We start from the raw sequence: 15,221 nt of genomic DNA, 5'->3' as shown, positions 1-15,221 counted from the left end.
TCCGGGAGGTGTCGAGAGGAGGGGGCTCAGCCGCCCGTCGCGCCGCGGCGGCCGAGGGCCCGCTCGCTCTTGATCTTCTCCTGGATCTTGAGGAGCCCTTCGAGCAGCGCCTCGGGGCGCGGGGGGCAGCCGGGCACGTAGACGTCGACCGGGATGATCTGATCCACGCCCTTGCAGACCGAGTAGGCGTACTGGAAGAGGCCCCCGCAGTTCGAGCAGCTGCCCATCGAGATGACGAAGCGCGGCTCGGACATCTGGTCATAGAGGCGCTTCACGCGGGTCGCCATCTTGTACGTCAACGTCCCCGCGATGATGAACAGGTCGCTCGACCGGGGGCTCGGCCGCGGCGCGGCCCCGAAGCGCTCGAGATCGCCGCGGGGGCCGCCGGTCTGCATGAGCTCGATGGCGCAGCAGGCCAGGCCGAAGAGCATGTACCAGACGCTGTTCGACCGGCCCCAGTTGAGCAGCCAGTTGACGGTCTGATCGACGCTCGTCGTGATGACGCCGCCGCCGTCGCTCTCGTACTTCGCTTCCCACCCGCGGGGCGGGGCCATCAGGTTCAGGTTCGATGTCATGACTCCGCACCTCCCTCGGCGACCGCGTGACTCGGGAGGCCCGCCGGCGCACCTTCGCTCGCGCCCGCGAGCGGCGCGCGCGGCTGGCCCCGGCTGCTCACGTTCTGAGCCCCGCGCGGATCCCCCTTGATGGAGCGGATCCAGTTGAAATCGCCCTTCACCCAGACATAGGCGAAGCCGAGCATCAGGATGGCCACGAAGAGGAAGATCTCGATCAGCGCGAAGAGCCCGCTGCCCTGGTCCACCCAGCGCTTGAACACGGCCGCGACCGGGTAGATGAACGCTATCTCGACGTCGAAGATGATGTAGACGAGCGCGATGATGTAAAAACGCGGGTTGAAGTTGAACCACGCGGGCCCGACAGGCGCTTCGCCGCACTCGTACGTCTCGACCTTCTCGGCGTACATGTTGTTGGGGCGCAGCAGCTTCCCGAACAGCAGAGAGCCGAGCATGAAGCCGATCGCCACCAGAAAGAACGCGGCAACGCTGGCGTAGGCCATCAACATCGGGCGGAACCTCGCTCGGCTCGCCCCCCTCGTTTCAGGCGAGAGGGGTCGGATCCAGGGGTGATTATGTAGGTGAAAAGCTGAACCGCGGCAAGCCAGCAGACCCTGGCCTCGCCGGCGCCGCTGCTCGGGATCGACAGGACGCGCAGGGCTGGGATATCGCTCGAGCGTGGGTCTCGTTGACGTGACGGTGCTCGCGGCCGTGCAGGGGGCGGCGCAGGCGCTGCCCATCTCGGCGACCGGGCATGGCGCGGCGGCCCGGCTCTGGCTTCGCGCGGCCGAGGGCGACACCTGGGTCGCCGCCGCGCAGGCGCTCGCGGCGGCGGCGGCGCTCGCGCTCGCCGTGCGGCAGCGGCTCCTCCGCTCGCTCGGCGAGGGCGCCCGGGCGCTCGCAAGGCCGTCGCTCTTCAGCTCGTCGCCGCCGGCGCGCGACGCGGCGGGGCTCGCGCTGGGCGCCGCGGTGAGCCTGATCGTCGCGGCGGCGCTCCGTCCGTACGTCGCGCCGTGGCGGGACGCGCCGCTCGCGGTGGGGCTCGGCCTGCTCGCCACCGGCGTGGCGCTCGCGAGCACCGCGCTCGCGCCGCGGCGCGACGGCCGCGACGAGACCGACGCGCCGTCGCTCGCCGGGGCGCTCGCGGCCGGCGCGGCGCACGGGGTCGCGGCGCTGCCTGGCGCGTCGCGGATCGGGGCGGCGCTCGTCGTGCTGCTCTGGCTCGGCGTCCGTCCCGCGCGCGCCGTCGAGCTCGCGCTCGCGCTGAGCCTCCCCGCGCTGCTCGCCTCGGGGCTCGCCGAGGCACGCGCGTTCCACGGCCCGGCGCCAGGGACGGACGCCGTGGCGCTCAGCCTCCTCGCCGCCTTCGTGAGCGCCGCTGCGGCGGCTTTCGCGCTCCGCGCCCTCGCCGAGCGGCGGCGCATCGGCGCGCTCTCGTTGTGGGTCGTCCCCCTCGGCCTCGCGATGGTGGCCTACGCGCGCGCGCTGCCGGGCCTCGCCTGAACGCCCCTCGGCGGCCGCACCGCAACCATGCGACCCTCGTCGACGCCCAAACCGCACGCCCAAACCGAGGAGAAGCGCCGATGACCCCGACCGACCCCTCCATCCATGTCCTGATCCTCGCCGGCGGCGCGGGCACCCGCTTCTGGCCGGCGTCGCGCGCCGCGCGCCCGAAGCAGCTCTTGCCGCTGCTCGGCGGCGAGCCGCTCCTCACCGCGACGGCGCGCCGCGTGCTCCCGCTGTGCGCCCGCGGCGGGCGCGCGGGCTGGGAGCGCGTCTGGATCGCGACCGGCCAGCACCTGGTCGCGCCTACCCGCGCGGCGCTGCCCGAGGTGTCCGAGCGGCGCCTGCTGGTCGAGCCAGCGCCGCGCAACACGGCGCCGTGCATCGGCTGGGCGGCCGCCACCATCGCGCGCGACGAGCCCGAGGCGGTCGTCGTCGTGCTCCCGAGCGACCACCACATCGCCGACGTGCCGCGGTTCCTCGAGGCGCTGGGGGCCGCCGTCGCCTCGGCCCAGGGCGGTGCGATCACGACGATCGGCGTCCGCCCGACGCACCCGGAGACGGGCTTCGGCTACATCGAGGCGGAGGACGCCGCCGAGGCGGAGGGCATGGCGCCCCGCAAGGTGCGGCGCTTCGTCGAGAAGCCGAGCCGCGAGCGCGCCGCGGAGTTCGTGGCGAGCGGCCGCTTCCTCTGGAACGCGGGGATGTTCATCTTCCGCGCGGGCGACATGCTGGCCGCGATCCGCGCCCACCTGCCGGCGCTCGCCGCAGGGCTTGACGAGATCGACCGCGCCGCCGCGCTGGGCCCCGGCGCCGAGGCAGAGGCCGTCCTGCGGATGTTCCCGAGCCTCCCGGCCGTCAGCATCGATCACGGCGTGATGGAGCACGTCGCCGGGCTCGCCGTGGTGCCCGGCGACTTCGGCTGGAGCGACGTGGGCAGCTGGCAGAGCGCCTGGGAGCTCGCCGACAAGGACGAGCGAGGCAACAGCGCACCCGCGGGATCGGTGCTGATCGACGCGCACGGCAACCACGTGGTCGATCTCCGCGCGCGCGCCGCGCCCGACGATCGCCGGGTGATCGCGCTCGTCGGCGTGGAGGGCCTCGTGGTGGTCGAGACCGACGACGCGCTGCTCATCGTGCCGCGCGATCGGGCCCAGGAAGTGAAGCACGCGGTCGACGCGCTGAAGGCGCGAGGGCAGGGCCGGCATACGTGACCAAGCGGCGCGCTTCTCCGGAGCAGTGAGAGGAGAGAAAAAACGCAAAGACGCAAAGGCGCAAAGGCGCAAAAAAGAAGGGATTGAAAGAACAGATTGATGGAGAAGCGTGCCGGGCGAGCAGCGGGCGCTGCCTCTCTCATCTTTCTTTTTGCGTCTTTGCGCCTTTGCGCCTTTGCGTTTTTTCTCTCGCGCTACTCTCGCGGCTCCCCCCGCCGCGCCACCGCCCGCGCGTAGATCTCGCGCCGCGGTAGCCCGAGCTCCACCGACAGCTCCTCGGCGATGTGCTTCGCCCGCCTCCCCTGGGCGAGCTCCCGATCGATGCGCGCGTCGAGCTCCTCGTCGCTCGGGCGCGCCCCCTCCGCAGCCGGCGCCGCGGGAGCGAGCACGAGCGTGATCTCCCCGAGCCATTCCCGCTCGATCGCCGCGAGCTCCTCCACGCTGCCGCTCAGGATCTCCTCGTGCACCTTCGTCAGCTCGCGGGCGACGACGGCGCGCCGCCCGGGCATCCGCTCGGCGAGCTCGGCCAGCGTCTCGCGGAAGCGCCGCGGCGACTCGAACAGCACCACCGCCTCCGGCGTCGACGTGACAAGGGCCAGCGCCTCGCGCCGCTCGCGCCCGCCGCGGGGCAGGAACCCGACGAAGCGGAAGCCCCCCGTCACCAGCCCCGACGCGCTCACCGCCACCATCACCGCGCTCGGCCCGGGGATCGCCACGACGCGCGCCCCGGCCTCCGTGGCCGCGCGCACGAGCGCCGTCCCCGGATCGCTCACGACCGGCGTGCCGGCGTCGGTCATGAAGGCGATCGACTCGCCCGCCGCGAGCCGCGCGGCCGCGCGCGCCGCGTCCGCCTCGGAGGCGTGCGCGTCGAACCGGTCGACCGGCTTGCCCGAGACGCCGAGGTGGCCGAGGAGCGCCCGGGCGCGCCGCGTGTCCTCCGCCAGGATCCGGTCCGCCCCGCGCAACGTCTCGACCGCGCGGAGCGTGATGTCGCCGAGGTTGCCGATCGGCGTCGCCACCACGTAGAGGCACCCGCGGTCGCTCGACCCGCCCTGCTCGCCGCCGCTCGACAAGGCCTAGTCCATCTCGACGGCGTCGCCGAGCTCCTCCTGGAGGTACGTCCGCAGCTTGGACTGGAGCCGCGCCTCGAGCTGGCGCACGCGCTCGCGCGAGATGCCGAACTCGTTGCCGAGCTCCTGGAGCGTGAGCGGGTCCTCCGCGGCCATCCGCTTGTCGAAGATGATCACGTCCTTGCCCTTCAGCGTCTCGCGGAACTTCGAGAGCCGATCGTGGACGAGCATGCCCATCTCGCTCGCCTCGAACGCGGTGTCCGGGCTCGCCCCCGACGACACGAGCAGCTCGACGCGCGGGATCGTCCGGCCCTCGAGATCGCCGACCGGGGCGTCGAGCGAGGCCTCGCCGCTCGCGAGGCGGCGGTCCATGTCGACGACCTCCTTCTCCTCGACCGACAGGCGCTTCGCGATCTCCGCCGCCGTGGGCTCGATGCCCATCGCCGAGAGCTTCGCCTTCTCCTTGTTGAGGTTGAAGAAGAGCTTCCGCTGCGCCTGCGTCGTTCCGAGCTTCACGAGGCGCCAGTTGTTGAGGATGAAGCGGAGGATGTACGCGCGGATCCACCAGGCCGCGTACGAGGAGAGCTTCACGCCGCGGTACGGATCGTAGCGCTTCACGGCCTGCATCAGGCCGATGTTCCCCTCCTGGATGAGGTCCATGATGTTCTTGTAGGCGCGCCGGTACTCGTACGCGAGCTTGACCACGAGCCGCAGGTTCGCCGTCACGAGCCGCGCGGCGGTCGCGACGTCCTGCGTCTTCGTGTACTTGATCGTCAGCTCCTTCTCCTCGTCCGGCGTGAGCAGCGCGTGGCGCTGCACCTCGCGCAGGTAAGCCTGCAGCGGGTCCGTGCGCGACAGCGCGACGTCGCCGCCGCCCCCGCCGCGGCCCTCGCCGCCGCTGGCCCGCGCGGAGCGCGGGAGCTCCATGTCGTTCAGATCGAGGCCCGCGTCGTCGATCACCTCGCCGACGACCTCCACGACGTCGCCCTCGTCGACCTCGCCCGTCCTCGCGGCGCCGCTCTCGGGCGCGCCGTCCGCCTCGTCGTCGTCCTCCTCGCGCGGGCCCTCGTCGTCGCTCGCCGCGGGCTGCGCCTCGCCACGCGCGCGGCCGCCGTCCTTCGCGGTGGAGCGCGCGCGGCGCTTCGCGGCAGGCCGGGGGGTCGCGTCCGAGTCGGGCCGGAGGTCCGCGCCTTCATCCTCCGCTCCGGCCTGGAGCCCCGCCTTCGCCACCCCGTCAGGCTGGGACGCTCCGGTCCCCTTCGTTCGCTTCGTTCGCGGCTCGCTCTTGCTCTTCGCCACCAGGACCTCGTCCTCGAAGTTCTAGTACAGCCCCGCCGCACCGCGCCACCTGTGCCAGCGCGCAGGCGCGCGGGCGCTTCGCGATCCGGAGGCTACCCGCTCCGCGATCCGCAGGTAAGGAAGACAGCGCGCGAGATCGGAGAACGTGCTACACGCCAGCCTCCTCCACGTGGACTTGCACCGCCCTCCGCGCCCGCGCTCGCTGCGCCCCTGGTACCTGGTGGCCACCATGCTGCTCACCTGGCTCATCGGCGTGCGCGGCTTCATGGCCGGGTGCGGGACGGCCATGTACCTGCGCGCCGGCATGGCCCCCGACGTCATGGCCGTGGCCGAGCAAGCGCGCGACCAGGGGGATCCGTTCCAGTTCACGTTCCTCGTGCTCGAAGCCGCGCAGGCGCGCGCGCTGAGCCTGTACCAGGACGTCTCCTTCCCCCTCAGCATCGGGAAGCTGCTCCTCGGCGGGCTGCTCGTCGTCGCGAGCGGGCTGGCGCTCGGCGGGCGGCCCGGCACGCGCGGCTTCGTCCTCCAGGTCCTCTGCGCCAACCTGGCCTTCGCCGCGGTCGAGTACGCGCTCACCCGGGGCGTCCGCGGCGCCTGGATCGACATGGTGGCGCAGGCGGGGGCGCTCCTTCCGCCGGACATCCCCGAGCGCGCGGGCCTCACGAACGCCGGCCTCTGGTGGACCGCCGAGCGGGTGCGCTTCGTGATCTTCGAGCTGGCCGTCCTCGGCTCCGCCGCGCTGGCCCTGACGCGGGAGCGCACCAAGATGTACTTCCAGGCGGTCGCCCGGACGGTCGACCCCGGCGACGAGCCATGAGCACGGCGGAGAGGATCGCCGGCGCGGATCCTCGATCGACGCTCACGCAGGCCGAGGAGCGGAGGGTCGCCATCCTCCCGGATGACCTCGCCAACCAGATCGCGGCGGGCGAGGTGGTCGAGCGGCCGGCGAGCGTCGTGAAGGAGCTCGTCGAGAACGCGCTCGACGCGGGCGCGCGCCGCATCCGCGTCGACATCGAGGGGGGCGGCGTCGGCCTGGTGCGCGTCGCGGACGACGGGCGCGGGATGAGCCGCGAGGACGCCTCCCTCGCGGTGCTCCGCCACGCCACGAGCAAGATCGCCCGGATCGACGACCTCCGCAGCATCCAGAGCTTCGGCTTCCGCGGCGAGGCGCTCCCGAGCATCGCCTCGGTGAGCCGCTTCTCGCTGCGGACGCGGCGCGACGGCGAGGCCGAGGGGACGGAGATCCGGATCGAGGGCGGCGGCGCGGCGCAGGCCATCCCCTGCGGGTGCGCCGCCGGCACCGTGGTCGAGGTGCGCGATCTCTTCTTCAACGTCCCCGCGCGGCGCAAGTTCCTGCGCGCCGTCGGCACCGAGTCGGCGCACGTGTCCGAGATCGCGCAGGCGGTCGCGCTCGGCGAGCCGGGCGTGACGCTGGTCCTCTCGCGCGACGGGCGCGTCGCGCGGGAGTGGCTGCGCACCTCGAGCCGCGCGGAGCGGGTGCGAACGATGCTCGCGGGCGAGGAGCTCGCGACGTGCGCTGGCCAGCGGGGGCCGCTCACGGTCGAGGCGTTCGTGTCGCGGCCGGAGCGCGCCCGGTCGGGCGCCGGCTGGCTGTGGATGTTCGTGAACGGCCGGCACGTGCGCGACCGCTCGCTGGCGCGCTCGATCGCGCTCGCCTACGGCAGCGTCCTCGAGCCTGGCCGGTACCCCATCGGCGCGGTGTTCATCGATCTGCCCGCCGAGCTCGTGGACGTGAACGTCCACCCTCAGAAGGCCGAGGTCCGCTTCGCCGACGGCCGCGCCGTCGCCGACGCGCTCTACAAGATCGTCGCCGCGCAGGTGGCCGCGGCGTTCGGCATGCCCGCGCCGGCCCCCGGCGGCTTCCAGGGCCGCAAGGGCAAGCTCTTCGAGGACGCTGCGGCGCCGCCTGGAGACGCCTGGGTCTGGTCGGGCGGCCCCGCGGCGGAGGCGCCCGCGGCGGGCGCATCGACGCCCACGGCAGGCGCATCGGGCGAGCGGCAAGCGCCGCCGGACGATCCGTGGGGCCTCGGCGGCGACCTCGGCGGGGTCCCGCCGGCGCGCGCGAACGCCGCACAGGCCGCGCCGGCCGGGCCGGAAGCGCAGGCGCAGCTCGGGGCGTGGGCCGACCTCGCGGCGCTCGATCCATCGGCGCGCGGCGGGCCATCGGCGCGCGGCGGGCTACCGGCGCGCGCCGAGCCGGGCGAGCCGCCTGTCCCCTACCCGGATCTACAGGCGCGCGGCGGGCCGGTGCTCGCCGCGGCCGAGCGCGTGGTCGCCTGGGGGTCGCTGCGCTTCCTCGCCCAGGTGCGCAACACCTTCTTCGTGTGCGAGGGGCCGGACGGCATCTACTTCCTCGATCAGCACGCCGCGGCGGAGCGCGTGACGTTCCACCGCCTGCGCGCGTCGTACGACGGGCGCGACGTCGCGACGCAGAAGCTGCTCTTCCCGGTGATCGTCCAGGCGGCCCCCGCGGAGGTGGCGCTCATCGAGGAGGCGCAGGAGGCGATCGCGCGGCTCGGCCTCGACGTGCGCCCGGCGGGCGCGGCGCAGCTCGCGGTGCACGCGGTGCCGACCCTGCTCCGCCGCGCGGCGCCCGAGCGCCTCGTGCGCGACCTCGTGGACGAGCTGAGCCACTCAGGCGAGCGCGCCTTCTCGGGCGCTGTGGACCTCGCGCTCGCGACGATGGCCTGCCACGGCTCGCTGCGCGCGGGCGACCCGGTGGCGCCGGAGGAGGCGCGGGCGCTGCTCATGGCGCTCGACGAGGTCGACTTCGCCGGCCACTGCCCGCACGGTCGGCCCATCGTGATGCGCGTCGGCTGGCCGGAGCTGGAGCACCGCGTGGGGAGGCGGTGAGCGAGGCGGCGATCGAGCTCGCCCCGGACGCAGGCGCGGCCGCGCCGCCGTCGTGGGAGACGATCGCGCCGCCGGCGCCCGGTGAGCTGCTCGTCGTGGTCGGCCCGACGGCGAGCGGCAAGACCGAGCTTGCCATCCGGCTCGCAGAGCGGTTCGGCGGCGAGGTGGTGAGCGCCGACAGCGTGCAGATCTACCGGGAGTTCGACCTCGGCTCCGGGAAGCCGACGCCCGCCGAGCGGGCGCGCGCGGCGCACCACCTGGTCGACGCGGTCGATCCGCTGCTGGCGATCGACGCCCAGCGCTTCGCGGAGCTCGCGGAGGCGGCGATCGACGACATCCGCGGCCGCGGCCGGGTCCCCGTCGTCTGCGGCGGCACGTTCCTCTGGGTGAAGGCGCTCGTCCTCGGCCTGTCGCCCGCGCCGCCCGCCGATCCCGAGGTGCGCGCCCGCCACCGCGCGATCGCCGACGCCGAGGGGCGCGCCGCGCTCCACGCGCGCCTCGCCGCCGTGGATCCGGAGAGCGCGGCCCGCCTCGCGCCCAACGATCTCGTGCGGGTCAGCCGGGCGCTGGAGATCTACGAGCGCTCGGGCCGGACGCAGAGCGCGTGGCACGCGGAGCACGGCTTCCGGGAGCGCCGGCACGCCGCGCGCCTGCTCGCGGTGCACCGGGACCGCGCCGAGCTCGACCGCCGCATCGAGGCCCGCGTCGCCGGATGGCTGGAGCAGGGCTGGGTGGAGGAGGTCCGCGCGCTCCTCTCCCGCGGCTACGGCGACGCGCGGGCGATGGGCTCCGTCGGTTACCGGCAGGTGCGCGAGCACCTGGAAGGGCGCCTGCCGGCCGACGAGCTCGCGCCGGCCATCGTGCGCGCCACACGCACCTTCGTGCGCCGGCAGCGCACGTGGTTGAGGGACGAGGCGGTCGCATACGTCGCGCTGCCATGATCCATAAACCATAATAATTACAGCAATTTATACCAGAATCACCCGCCGGCGAGGCGCCATGGGCGCCGGTCATGCGCGCTCTTCGCCGGTCCCGCCGCTGCCGCGGCGCCGGCCCGTTCCAGCCAGGGGAATGCGCCACCGGACCTCGCCGTCGCAGCGCGGGCAGGCCGCGGTGGACGGCCGCGCCTCCTGGGCAAACGCGACGCGCCCGCAGTGCGAGCAGACGGTCATGTGGCGCTGATAGATGTCCGGGCTCGAGAGGATCGCCGCGGCGAAGAGGCTGAGCACGACGTCGCTCAGGAAGTCGCTCTCGCGCGGCGCGGGCAGCCAGCCCGATCGGTCGCCCACCACGGCCCAGCGGACGCGCGCGCTGTACAGCGCTGCGCGGAGAAACTTGCCGTCGGGGTCCGGCGCCACGAAGTCGAGCAGCGCGCTCCCCACGCGCCGGCGCGCGCGCGCGGTGAGCGCCTCGACCGCCTCGGGCCGCTCGTCCAGCTCGCGGAGCGCCACGGTCTCCGCGCCCGGCTCGCGCACCGCGCGCGGGGGCATCATCCAGCCCGGGGCGATCACGTGCTCGTCGAGCCACGCCCTGAGCTCGTGGGGCTCCCAGGGGCGGGTCGTCACCTGCATGAACTGGAGCGCCCCGGCCAGGCTCGGGCTCGCGAGCATGCGCCCGCGCAGGGCGACGAACGATCGGGCCCTCCCGGAATCGGCGCGTGCGCTCCACCCGAGCCTCCTGCTCCGGCTCGAGAGGTCCGTCGGCGCGGCGCCGGCCATCGGGATTTTCAGGGAATTGCTCATGAGTTCCATGGGGTCTTCCGCCCCGCAGTGCGCCGCGGGGAGCGGCCGGCGAACCGGCGATGTGCGGCGCGGTAAGCGCCCGGCGTGCCAGCCGCCGCTGAGGCCCGGATCTCATCGAGCGCGCGGGTAGCGCGCGCAGATACGGCATGTTCGCGCGCCCTGTCGGCGCCGCTGAGGCCTCGAAACCGCCGTCCGGCGAGCGCGGTTGCGGGGTCCAAGCATCAGGGGGCCACCAGCGCGTTATCGATACCGCCGCTCGCGGGGCTTCATGGGCTCACCCCGGCGGCGCGGGCGCGCGCGCACGCCCGATGGCGCGCCTCCCCCGGTCGACAGCCTCCCTCGAACGATGTCGAACCCCAGAGGGCGAGGGGGCGGGGCCCTTCTCGCCTTTTTACGTCCATGCTAACCGCATCTCTGCTTCGACCAGGAACGGCTCGAGAGAGCTCACCACGGAGCACGGCGCCTCCTGCTCCACGCGACGAAAGGGCGACCATGACGCGAGAGTTGAATGACGTGCAGGCGATCCAGAATGTCGTTGTCCGGATCGCTCACCACATCGATCAGCGGCGCTGGACCGAGCTCCGCGGCCTCTATGCCGACGTCGTGGTGGCCGATTTCACGTCGGTCTTCGGGGGCGAGCCGCAGGAGCAGAAGACGGACGATCTGCTGGCGGGCTGGAGCAAGTTTCACAACGCGATCGATGCATCACAACATTTCCTCGGCCCCCTCGATATCGAGGTGAAAGGAGGGCACGCCTCCGTGGAGTGCCATGTCCGCGCCTACCATCGGTTCGCGCGCGCGCCGGGCGGCGAGGACTGGTTGGTCGCGGGCCACTACCGCTATGAGCTCGCCAGGCAAGCGGGCGGCTGGAAGATCTCCAGGGTCAGGTTCGAGATGTCGTACCAGACCGGCAACACGAACATGTTCGAGGAAGCGCTCAGGTAAGCCCGCCGCGGGTCACCGCGGGTGGGGCGGCGAGATCGCCAGGCCGAGCGCGTGCGCCGCGCGCAGGGCCGCGACGCGGAGGTGGCCGTCCGGCAGGTGCTCTCGCCCTGCGACGAGCTCGCTCAGCGGCACCCACGAGAGCCGCCGAGCGGCAGCGGACCCCGGCGCGAGGTCGGGCACGGCAGCAGGCGAGGCGGGCGCCTCGGCCGAGGCAGGCGCCGCGGTGACCACGAAGGCGAGCGGCTGGACCAGCTCCGGGGTCAGCCCCGCCGAAGGGCGGTAGGCCCCTCCGAGCTCGACGGCCGCCCCCACCCGAACGCCGTACTCGGCCTGCAGCCGCTCGCGTACGAACGCCTCGGCGGCCGCCAGCGCGCTCACGCTCCGCGGCAGCCGCCACGCCGGCGCGACCAGGATGCCGCTATTGCCCGAGAAGCTCTGGGCGGCAGGCAGATCGTGATCGTCCACGCCGAGCACGACCTCCCCCGACGGCGCCCGCGCGAGCAGCGCGGTCGAGACCGTGAGCACCCCGAGCGGCCGAGGCACCACGTACTCCAGCTCCCGCGCGGCCACCACGCCGCCGTCTGCGGTCAGCTCCTCGAAGCGCGCCCGCCGCACCTCGAGGAACCCCGCGCTGGCGCTCGGGTCCACCCGCGAGAACCTCCGGCGGCTCGGGCGCCCGAGAAGTGCGGCGAGCGACGTCGGCTGCACGGCGGCCACCCCGCCCTCGTCGCCGCCAGCGCCGGCGCCGCCAGCGGCCCCCGCGCCGGCCGCCGCGAGCGGGATCTCGTCGCCGATCCACGGCCCGAACGGCAGGCCGAAGCGCGCCAGGAGGTCGTAGACGTTCAGCTCGAGCCGCGCATCGGGCAAGCCGCCGACCTGCGCGGCGCGGAGGAGCTGGCGCGCCTCGATGGCGCGGATGCGTCCCGAGGTGCCGAACCCCGACACGTTCTCCGAGGGCGCGTTCACGAACGTGGGCTCGACCTCCACCAGCATCGAGCGCACCTCTTCGAGGATGCCGCCCGGCGACGGGTAGTACGTCGTGCCCGGGATCATGCGCTGGATCGCCGCCGCGCGCACCCCGGCCGCTCGCTCCAGCGCATGCTCGACCGTGTGCCCGACCGGGAACTCGGTCTGCACGACCGCGATCGGCTCGGCCAGATAGTCCGCCGGCCCGCTGCCGTCGAGCGGAGGCGTCTCCTCGCGGCAGGCGCGCGCGATCGGCCGCGGATAGCTGGTCCGCGCCAGCACATACGCCGTCTCGCCCGCAAAGAAGAACGGCACGATGTCCAGCGTGGGGTGCGGCCGCGCCGCCAGGTCGAACACCTGCCCTGTCGCCCGATCCTGGTGGTGCTCGATCCGCAAGAACTGCCGAGGGTTCTCCGCCGGCGCGAGCCGGAACGCGACCCCTTGACCGGCCTTCACCTTCTCTCCGACGATCAGGTAGTTGGTGGGCGGATAAGGCAGGCGAGCGCCCGTGGTGTCCCGGAGCTCGAAGCGACCGACGAACCGATTCCGCACGATCCATGGGTTGCGCAGCGGCGTCGACGACAGCACCCGCAGGCCGAGGCGGGCGAAGAGCGCCTCGAACTGCGCTTGTGAGAAATAGGTGTACTCCTCCTTGACCTCGGCTTCCCAGTCAGCGCGGTAATCCTTCCTCAACACGAACTCGACAGCATGTTTGTGGGCGAGCTGATACCGGCGCCACCCCGGGCGCGGCGCGGGGAGCGCGCCGGAGGCCTCGCGCGGGGCGCGCGCCAGCGGGAACCCCGGCTCCGGCGAGAGCGAGCGAAACTCACCCGCGAACCGCTCGAGCAGCGCCGCCGTCGAGGCGCTGCGGGGATCGCGGCCGTCGTCGCCGTCCTCGGCGGGCACGTCCAGAAACACCGTACCCGGCCCGGGATCGACGAAGTCCCGCACCACGAGCACCCCGCCTGGCGAGAGCTGCTCCACCTGCGCCGCCAGCGCATCGGCCGCGTTCGCGTGGCGGTAACCGCCGTACGAGGTGACATGGTGGAGCACCGACGAGTCGAAGACCCCGTCGAGGCTCTCGGGTGGGAATACCGTCCTGGCGATGTCGCCCAGCTGAAAGCCCAGGTTCGGTTGCTGATGAGCGCGGCGCGCGAGCTCGACGACCGTCGGATCGATGTCGACGCCGATCACCTCGAGGCGCGGGTAGAGCTGGGCCAGCGCGGCGCTGCCCTGCCCCGAGCCCATGCCCATATCGGCGACGCGACCCTCGCACAGGAGGTGCGCTGCCGTGAGCGCGACCTTCTGGCGCATCGACGCGTCCATCGCGGACAGGTACCGCGCGTACGCGGACAGGTCGTCTCGCCGTTGATCTGCCTCGTACCCCGCCGGCGCGCGCGTCGTCATGGTGACGAGTGTACGCCGGGCACAGGACGGGGGTCGACGGCGGCGTGTGCCCGAGAGAGAGCGCAGGCGCCCGGGCGCGACGCGGCGGTCGCGGGGGACCGAAGCGCGCGCGCGCGCCGGGGAGCGGCGCGCCGGCCGCCTCAGTTGGCCGAGAGGCCCGGGAGCGGCGACTTGGACCGCAGGTTCGGATCGCCGAAGCCAGCGAAGTCCGTGACGCCCATCGCGTCGCACAGGCTGAGCAGCACGCGCTCGTGCCGCTCGCTGCTCTTGATGTACCGGCCGCCAGGAGCCGTCTTCAGATAGCCGCCTTCGCCGCTGGCCAGGACGAACTTCATCTCGTTCTGGTTGTGGTTCGGCGAGTCGCCCATGTCGCGGCACCACGCGATCAGCGTGTTGTCGAAGAGCGTCCCGGAGCCGTCAGCCTCCGGGATCGCCTTCAGCTTGTTGATGAGATCGACGAACCGCTGCGACAGCCACTTCTCCAGCTTGATCAGGTCGAGGTGCGCCGGTGCGCCGGTGTGGATCATGGCGCCGTGCTCGTCGCCCTTCAGCCCGATGTCCGGAAGATCGACGTTCATGGCCTGATCCGAGCCCCACTGGATCGCGCCGACGCGGGTGATGTCGCACGCGAACGCGCCGACGAGGAGATCCATGTGGAGCAGGTTGGCCGCGAGCGGGTTGGCCGGATCGGTGGCGGGCTTCGTCGGCACGCTGCAGCCGCCGGTCTGGCCGGACGACGCGTTGGACAGCCGCTCCTCGATCTGCCGGATCGAATCGATGTGCAGCTCCAGCTTGTACTTCTGCTCGGAGCCGAGGTTCCCCTCGAGCGCCGTGATCTCGTTCTTGAGGTGATCGAGGACGCTCTTGCGACGGCGCAAGAGATCGTTCGAGGACGTGTTCGACGGGATCGCCGAGCCGAACAGGGTGGAATAGGCGGACGTCGGAGAGGCGATGCCCGGCAGGTTGTCCTTGCGATAATACGGCGATCTCCCGCCGTTCACCGTGCTCTCGGCCCCGAGCAAGAGCGAGGGGATCTGCGTCTTCGTGCCGGCGGCGATCAGCTGGTCCGCGATGAACTGGTCGACGGAGATCAGCTTGGCGGGGTCGCTGAAGCCGAGCCCCGTCAGGCCGTCGGGCGCGCCGTGGTTGTTCCCCGGATTCCCGCTGGGGAGGCCGTCCACGAGCACGACGTGCTGCTTCACGTCCGCGAGAGGCGACGTCGACTCGCTGAACGTGGGGGTCTCGCCGGAGACGCTCGTGGGCTTCCAGATCGATGGCGCGGTCCCCATCGTGCAGAACAGAAGGAGCCTCTTGGGCTTCCGCCCGGGCGCAGCCTCGGCGATGGAGTCGAGGAAGGGGTTGAACAAGAAGCCGGCCCCGACGCTGGCCCCCAGCCCCTTAAGGAAATCTCTACGACGATGGCTGCGCATGAACGACCCTTTCACGCTACCGATCTTCTACAAGAGTTCGCCGTGGGACTCACGGACTTCAAGTTCGAGACATCTACACCACAGCACACGCATCAGCGCGGACCACGCGCGCTTGATGAGCAGCGTTGTCGGCATGGCCCGTTCTCGGCAGGCTCACGCCTGACAACCGCGCCGCTTTCCTCGACAGGATCCAGTTCTC

Annotated in this window: 13 protein-coding genes; 6 read left to right on the top strand and 7 right to left on the bottom strand. The window is 72.8% G+C overall.

Annotation, left to right across the window (positions count from 1 at the left end; all coding sequences use genetic code 11):
* Positions 1–26 precede the first annotated feature (26 nt).
* Complete coding sequence (gene nuoB / locus WME79_RS49140) at positions 27–575, bottom strand: NADH-quinone oxidoreductase subunit NuoB (protein ID WP_012241670.1); 549 nt, start codon at positions 573–575, stop codon at positions 27–29.
* Positions 572–1,081, bottom strand: coding sequence for an NADH-quinone oxidoreductase subunit A (locus tag WME79_RS49135; RefSeq protein WP_437530017.1), 510 nt, complete (start codon positions 1,079–1,081; stop codon positions 572–574). Before WME79_RS49135 ends, nuoB begins: the two co-directional genes overlap by 4 nt.
* 169 nt (positions 1,082–1,250) lie before the next feature.
* On the opposite strand from WME79_RS49135, the gene WME79_RS49130 reads away from it, so the two are divergent.
* The gene (locus WME79_RS49130) at positions 1,251–2,075 is read left to right on the top strand and encodes an undecaprenyl-diphosphate phosphatase (RefSeq protein ID WP_437530014.1); all 825 of its coding nucleotides are present in this window, start codon (positions 1,251–1,253) and stop codon (positions 2,073–2,075) included.
* An 80-nt stretch (positions 2,076–2,155) separates the two neighbouring features.
* Positions 2,156–3,289, top strand: coding sequence for a mannose-1-phosphate guanylyltransferase (locus WME79_RS49125; RefSeq protein ID WP_437530011.1), 1,134 nt, complete (start codon positions 2,156–2,158; stop codon positions 3,287–3,289).
* 194 nt (positions 3,290–3,483) lie between these two features.
* Here the strand turns inward: WME79_RS49125 and rsmI are convergent, their stop codons facing one another.
* Entirely contained in the window at positions 3,484–4,362 is an 879-nt protein-coding gene (gene rsmI / locus WME79_RS49120) for a 16S rRNA (cytidine(1402)-2'-O)-methyltransferase (RefSeq protein ID WP_437530009.1), read from the bottom strand.
* A gap of 3 nt (positions 4,363–4,365) precedes the next feature.
* Positions 4,366–5,658 (bottom strand): RNA polymerase factor sigma-32, encoded by a 1,293-nt coding sequence (locus WME79_RS49115; RefSeq protein WP_437530008.1) that lies wholly within the window; start codon positions 5,656–5,658, stop codon positions 4,366–4,368.
* A 145-nt stretch (positions 5,659–5,803) separates the two neighbouring features.
* On the opposite strand from WME79_RS49115, the gene WME79_RS49110 reads away from it, so the two are divergent.
* The 3 genes from WME79_RS49110 (at position 5,804) to miaA (ending at position 9,473) form a co-directional block, all read left to right on the top strand.
* Positions 5,804–6,475, top strand: coding sequence for a hypothetical protein (locus tag WME79_RS49110; RefSeq protein ID WP_437530005.1), 672 nt, complete (start codon positions 5,804–5,806; stop codon positions 6,473–6,475).
* A complete protein-coding gene (gene mutL, locus WME79_RS49105) occupies positions 6,472–8,532 on the top strand; it encodes a DNA mismatch repair endonuclease MutL (RefSeq protein WP_437530002.1) in 2,061 nt (686 codons plus the stop codon). Before WME79_RS49110 ends, mutL begins: the two co-directional genes overlap by 4 nt.
* Positions 8,533–8,594: 62 nt before the next feature.
* Positions 8,595–9,473 (top strand): tRNA (adenosine(37)-N6)-dimethylallyltransferase MiaA, encoded by an 879-nt coding sequence (miaA, locus tag WME79_RS49100; protein ID WP_437540098.1) that lies wholly within the window; start codon positions 8,595–8,597, stop codon positions 9,471–9,473.
* A gap of 69 nt (positions 9,474–9,542) precedes the next feature.
* On the opposite strand, the gene WME79_RS49095 is transcribed toward miaA, so the two are convergent.
* Positions 9,543–10,274: a hypothetical protein gene (locus WME79_RS49095; protein ID WP_437529999.1), complete on the bottom strand. Its 732-nt coding sequence runs from the start codon at positions 10,272–10,274 to the stop codon at positions 9,543–9,545.
* A 492-nt stretch (positions 10,275–10,766) separates the two neighbouring features.
* On the opposite strand from WME79_RS49095, the gene WME79_RS49090 reads away from it, so the two are divergent.
* Positions 10,767–11,219 (top strand): nuclear transport factor 2 family protein, encoded by a 453-nt coding sequence (locus tag WME79_RS49090; RefSeq protein WP_437529996.1) that lies wholly within the window; start codon positions 10,767–10,769, stop codon positions 11,217–11,219.
* 12 nt (positions 11,220–11,231) lie between these two features.
* On the opposite strand, the gene WME79_RS49085 is transcribed toward WME79_RS49090, so the two are convergent.
* Positions 11,232–13,592, bottom strand: coding sequence for a methyltransferase domain-containing protein (locus tag WME79_RS49085; RefSeq protein WP_437529995.1), 2,361 nt, complete (start codon positions 13,590–13,592; stop codon positions 11,232–11,234).
* Between the two features lie 140 nt (positions 13,593–13,732).
* Positions 13,733–15,037 (bottom strand): DUF1552 domain-containing protein, encoded by a 1,305-nt coding sequence (locus WME79_RS49080; RefSeq protein ID WP_437529992.1) that lies wholly within the window; start codon positions 15,035–15,037, stop codon positions 13,733–13,735.
* Positions 15,038–15,221 lie beyond the last annotated feature (184 nt).

This window comes from Sorangium sp. So ce726, assembly GCF_051521405.1.
In the GTDB taxonomy this organism is placed as follows: Bacteria; Myxococcota_A; Polyangia; order Polyangiales; family Polyangiaceae; genus Sorangium.
The sequence above is the reverse complement of the archived record's forward strand: the minus strand, read 5'-3'. Positions and strand labels throughout refer to the sequence as shown.